The sequence below is a fragment of the Rhizobium sp. BK008 genome (assembly GCF_014197345.1).
Lineage (GTDB): Bacteria > Pseudomonadota > Alphaproteobacteria > Rhizobiales > Rhizobiaceae > Rhizobium > Rhizobium anhuiense.
Genome location: NZ_JACIFK010000021.1, coordinates 1 through 4,943, shown reverse-complemented (window position 1 = coordinate 4,943; position 4,943 = coordinate 1). Strand labels below are relative to the sequence as shown.

Here is a 4,943-nt window from a genome sequence, read left to right as displayed (position 1 = left end):
AAGTCGCTTGCCCAGCCGGATATAGAGCTCAACCGCTCGAAGTCTGTCTGCGTAGGAATACATGAACTACCTCCTTGGTGGTCCAAGTTTTCGTCAGCACCCCCTTATGCGCCTAACCGGCTCCGTTCCGCGTGAAAACCAACACCCAACGTTCTGCAAGCCCTGAGGCAAGCCAAGAAGATATAGAACTGCTCCCATCCGCCGTGTACGCCTTGAAGGCGCACACCATTGACGCCGAGAGGAGTTTCGCCTATATTTCATTGAGAGATGGAGGCTGACATGCCGAGTATAGCGAACGAGAACAGTGAGCGTATGAGTTTGAGGGTGCCTGCCACGGCCAAGGCTAAGCTCGTGCGCGCTGCGGCACTTCGTAATACCGATCTGACGAATTTCGTAACCCAATCCGCACTGCGAGAAGCAGAAGCTGTGATCGAAGAAGCCGAAACGATCAAAGTGTCAGAGCGCGATCATCTTCGCATTCTTGAGCTTCTGGAAAATCCGCCCAAACCCAACGCCAAGCTGCGCGCGGCGATTGCCGGTTTGCCGGACAGCCTATGACTTTACCTGCATGGCATGAGGAACCGATCGCCAAGTCTCACGGTCGGGCGGCCTTCGATTGCGGCGACGCTCAGATGAACGAGTTCCTGCTCCGCTTTGCTCGACAAAGCCATGAGCAGAATGCCTCGAAGACCTTCTGTGCTATCGACGACGCAGTGCGCGACCGCATTCTTGGGTTCTATACAATCGCGCCTTCGGCAGTCGAGCACGCAACTGTGCCTGATGCAATGACACGCGGTCTTGCCCGCCATGATGTGCCGGGCTTCAAGCTCGCGCGATTGGCTACCGACCGAGCGTTTTCCGGACAGGGATTGGGAGGCCAGCTCCTAGCCGCCGCAGCGCTCCGCTGCCTACGACTTGCAGGAGAGGGCGGGGGACTTCTATTGATCATCGATGCCAAAGGCGAGCGCGCCGCCAACTGGTACGCTTCCTATGGCGCCGAACCGCTGAAGGACAAGCCGCTGACTCTCGTGATGCCGCTCATCACCTTCGCGGCCGACTTGCGGGCTAAACGTCTTCTTTGATCCCCTAAGGCGCGGGGACACGATTGATTTCGCCGAAAGCGAACTGTTGCATCATGGCGATCAGCTTAAGGACTAGCTCTACCACAATTGCCATCTGGAAAGCCGGGAGCCCCAGCAGCCGTCTAGAGAGGAAAGAGGCCGAAGCGGCCTTCAAGGCTCCTGTACGAGGTCCGGCGATCGCTTCTGCTCCCAACCTCAAGTTGGTCGCCGTTGCGGCCACGGGAACCGACGTCGTCGACGTCGCCGCATGCGCACAGCGCGAAGTAACGGTCTCGAACATCCGCAACTACGCGGTCAATACGATTCCCGAACATACCTTCGCTCTAATCCTTGCGCTTCGCCGCAGTCTTCTCGCCTATCGCAACTCGGTACAGGCCGGACGCTGGCAGGAAGCAAACCAGTTCTGCTACTTCGACTTCCCGATCAACGATCTCGCCGGTTCGACGCTCGGTGTCATCGGTGACGGTGCGCTTGGACGCTCGGTGGCGGACATTGGCCGTGCCTTCGGGATGAAGGATCTCTTTTCCGACTACAAGGGCACCAAGGGAATGGGGCCGCTCTATACGCCTTTCGAGGAGGTCCTCGAGGTCAGCGACATCATCACCTTGCACTCGCCGTTGATGCCTTCGACCCGCAACATGATCTCGACCGCGGAGTTCGCACAGATGGCCAGGCGGCCGCTCTTGATCAACACCGCGCGCGGCGGTCTATTTGACGAGGCGGCGCTGGAACACGCATTGAGAACTGGACAGATCAGCGGCGCTGGCTTCGACGTCGTCACCACCGAGCCTCCGGCCCACGATCATCCTCTCATGCGCCTACTCGACCTGCCGAACTTCATCCTGACGCCGCACGTGGCGTGGGCTACCGCGAGGCGGTCCACTCGCTTGTCGATCAGCTGATCGACAACGTCGAGGCGTTCGAGCGCGGCGAACCGACGAACATTGTGGCCGCATGCAGAAATTACGGCTCTGGACCAAGCCAAGAAAACCGGACAGTCTCCGTACCGATTGTCGGTTTCCCGCGATTTTTGTCCGGCTTGTGCCGCCCGCATCGAGCAGCTTGGTGGTACCAGATTCACGATATGCGGAGTGGTGGAAATGATGGAAGGATTTGATGAACAGCAGTTGCTTCAGAGACTTGGACAACTCCCGTCCTATGAGCTAACCGTCCTGGCGACAGCGTGCGCCTCTCGCCAGATCGGCAATGTAATTTGGTATTGTGAAGAGTACGGTCTTGACCGATATCCCTTGGTTTCAAAATGTATCGAAAAACTTTGGGAAGCCCCCGGCGAAAATGGGCACGGCGGCATTTGGGAGGAAGCGCTAGAAAGCATTATGGAGATGATGCCGCCGGACGATCACGTTTGGACGGTTATAGATGCCCTTGCGGAAGATGCTTTCGCATCATTGTGCTATTCGATCAGAACAAAGCTACACGCAACTGCACAAGAAGCCACTTGGGCGCTTCGCCGCGCCTACGAGGCGGCGGACCAAGCGGCTATCCATCTTTCTCGCAAGCAAGCGCATGAACTAAAAGAGCCAGAGATTTTAGCTCATCCAATTGTACAGCGTGAGTTGGTACGGCAGAAAAGGGACTACGAATTGATCTTGCAAGGACGAGTCACCGACGTGATCGCGGCGGCTTCCAGAGAACAACTAATTCAACCAGAGGAGCGAGAGTTCTTTTGACCTGATGTGGTGGACGGCCTCCGCTCCCGGCATCGCAATATGCCAAAGTGTGGCAGTCGAAGCCACATCAGGAGAGGCGTCCATGGAGAAAGTTACCACAATTGGTCTGGATATCGCTAAGCAGGTATTTCAGGTTCACGGAGTCAATGGTGCTGGCGCGATCGTGTGCCGCCGCAGGCTTCGCCGCGACGATGTCGTTGGATTCTTCAAGGCATTGCCGCCGTGCCTGATCGGAATCGAGGCCTGCGCGACCGGACACCACTGGGCTCGGGTTCTCATGGCACTGGGTCACGAGGCTCGGTTGATGCCGGCGTCTTACGTCAAGCCTTACGTGAAGCGGCAGAAGAACGATGCGACCGACGCTGAGGCCATCTGCGAGGCGGTGACGCGGCCAACTATGCGCTTCGTTCCGGTGAAGAGCGAAGAGCAACAGAGTGTGCTGATGCTGCATCGGGTCCGCGAGCTTTTGATCCGGCAGCGGACAATGCTTGTGAACGCCTTGCGCGGCCACTTGGCCGAGTTCGGCGTCGTGACGCGACAAGGCATTGCCGGCGTCGGAAAGCTTATCGCGTTGGTCGAAGATGGTGATCACGATGTCATCCCGCCGCTTGCGCGGTCTGCACTTCTCTTGCTGGTCGGGCAGTTACGGGAGGTGCACGAGAAAGTCAGCGAGATGGATCGCCAAATTCATGCCTGGCATCGCTCGAACGAACTGAGCCGTCGCCTTGAGACGATCCCTGGAATTGGCCCGATCACTGCCAGCGCAATTGCCGCGACAGTGACAGACGCCTCGCTCTTCAAATCCGGCCGACAATTGGCGGCGTGGATAGGCCTCGTACCGCGGCAGAACTCATCGGGTGGCAAAGACCGTCTCGGAAGGATCAGCAAACAAGGCGATCCCTATCTCCGCCGGCTTCTCGTCGTCGGGGCGCACGCGGTCCTCCGCTTCAGCCGGAACGGCAAAACGGCGCCGACGCGTTGGGCTGCCGAGCTTCTGGCGAAGAAGCCGTACAACATCGTCGCTGTTGCTTTGGCAAACAAGATGGCGCGGATCGTCTGGGCGTTGATGGCGACGGGCAGGCGCTTTGAGGCTGCCCCCGCCCTTTGATAACTCGGGACAATTCAGAAGTTGGTGAGGTGCTGATGGTGTGATGGCGAACGGTCGAGCCGGGATTGGAGAAACCCGATCAGTGGGTGTCGCTTGAAAGCGCGTTGACCTGTCTGGGATCCGATCCGCGGACTACATCAGGGCCAGCGGCATGAACACGCCGCAATCAAAGGCCGAATACATGCCTGCACCCGACCAATCCGCCAGAAACACCAACTTGCCCCTTGCCACGCGGAGGCCGTCCATACATGCCACTGAAAGTTCATCAGGCCGAGTCCCGGGGGTTTTGAACCGCTTGTGATCTGAACTTGACGTGCCCCCGTCAAATTAGGCCACTTGGAACTGGAATTTTCCACTTATGATCCCTGTTGGGCAGAAGAGGAGAATTCGATGAAGGCCTCGAAGTTTTCGGAAGCGCTGATCGGCTTTGTTCTGAAGCAGGCGGAGGACGGGACGCCGATCGGTGAGGTCTGCCGCAAGGCAGGAATTTCGGACGCGACCTTCTACAATTGGCGCAGAAAATATGCCGGTCTGATGCCGTCAGAGATGAAGCGGTTGCGGCAGCTCGAGGAGGAGAACGCCAAGCTGAAGCGGATTGTTGCCGACCCGTCGCTGGACAAGGCGATGCTTCAGGACGTGCTGTCAAAAAATGTATGGTCCGCCCTGTCATTGCAAGGGCTTTAGGTTGCGACGATAGCAGTCTGCGTAAATGTATCCGGCCTCTCGCGAGTGGACTGCTGTTGTAGCCAGGCCCTGATGAGATCCGCACATTCTGTTTCCAAATAGCTTCTTCGGGCACGAAGCCCGCTTTCGACCTGGATTTACAGAATGTCGATCAACTGTCTCTCGTCAGTAAGACCGTATGTCCGTCTTCGTAGCTGAGGTGGCTCGCCCTGCACTGGTCTTCCGAGGGTTGCTCGGACAGGCCGAGCCGATCCTCATCACAGGAGGACGAGCCGTGGCAGACTATAGAGAAGTGTTCGTAATCGATGTTGCCAAACTAAAGAATGCGATTGCTGTCGCTGAATCCGGCCGGGAGGGAGAGATTCCATCCGATGCATC

Annotated in this window: 5 protein-coding genes and 2 pseudogenes; all 7 read left to right on the top strand. The window is 57.7% G+C overall.

The window, feature by feature from the left end; genetic code table 11:
* Positions 1–279: 279 nt before the first annotated feature.
* Positions 280–558, top strand: coding sequence for a DUF1778 domain-containing protein (locus FHT69_RS33895; RefSeq protein ID WP_097596198.1), 279 nt, complete (start codon positions 280–282; stop codon positions 556–558).
* On the top strand, positions 555–1,082 hold the full coding sequence (locus FHT69_RS33890) for a GNAT family N-acetyltransferase (RefSeq protein WP_183906616.1): 528 nt from the start codon (positions 555–557) through the stop codon (positions 1,080–1,082). Before FHT69_RS33895 ends, FHT69_RS33890 begins: the two co-directional genes overlap by 4 nt.
* A 53-nt stretch (positions 1,083–1,135) precedes the next feature.
* Complete coding sequence (locus FHT69_RS33885; protein ID WP_246780799.1) at positions 1,136–1,984, top strand: NAD(P)-dependent oxidoreductase; 849 nt, start codon at positions 1,136–1,138, stop codon at positions 1,982–1,984.
* A gap of 198 nt (positions 1,985–2,182) precedes the next feature.
* Entirely contained in the window at positions 2,183–2,773 is a 591-nt protein-coding gene (locus FHT69_RS33880; RefSeq protein ID WP_183906615.1) for a DUF416 family protein, read from the top strand.
* 82 nt (positions 2,774–2,855) lie between these two features.
* Positions 2,856–3,881 (top strand): IS110 family transposase, encoded by a 1,026-nt coding sequence (locus tag FHT69_RS33875; protein ID WP_097630276.1) that lies wholly within the window; start codon positions 2,856–2,858, stop codon positions 3,879–3,881.
* 390 nt (positions 3,882–4,271) lie between these two features.
* Positions 4,272–4,529 (top strand): annotated as a pseudogene (locus tag FHT69_RS33870) (transposase); the annotation flags it as partial.
* 214 nt (positions 4,530–4,743) lie between these two features.
* Positions 4,744–4,943 (top strand): annotated as a pseudogene (locus FHT69_RS34505) (IS110 family transposase); the annotation flags it as partial.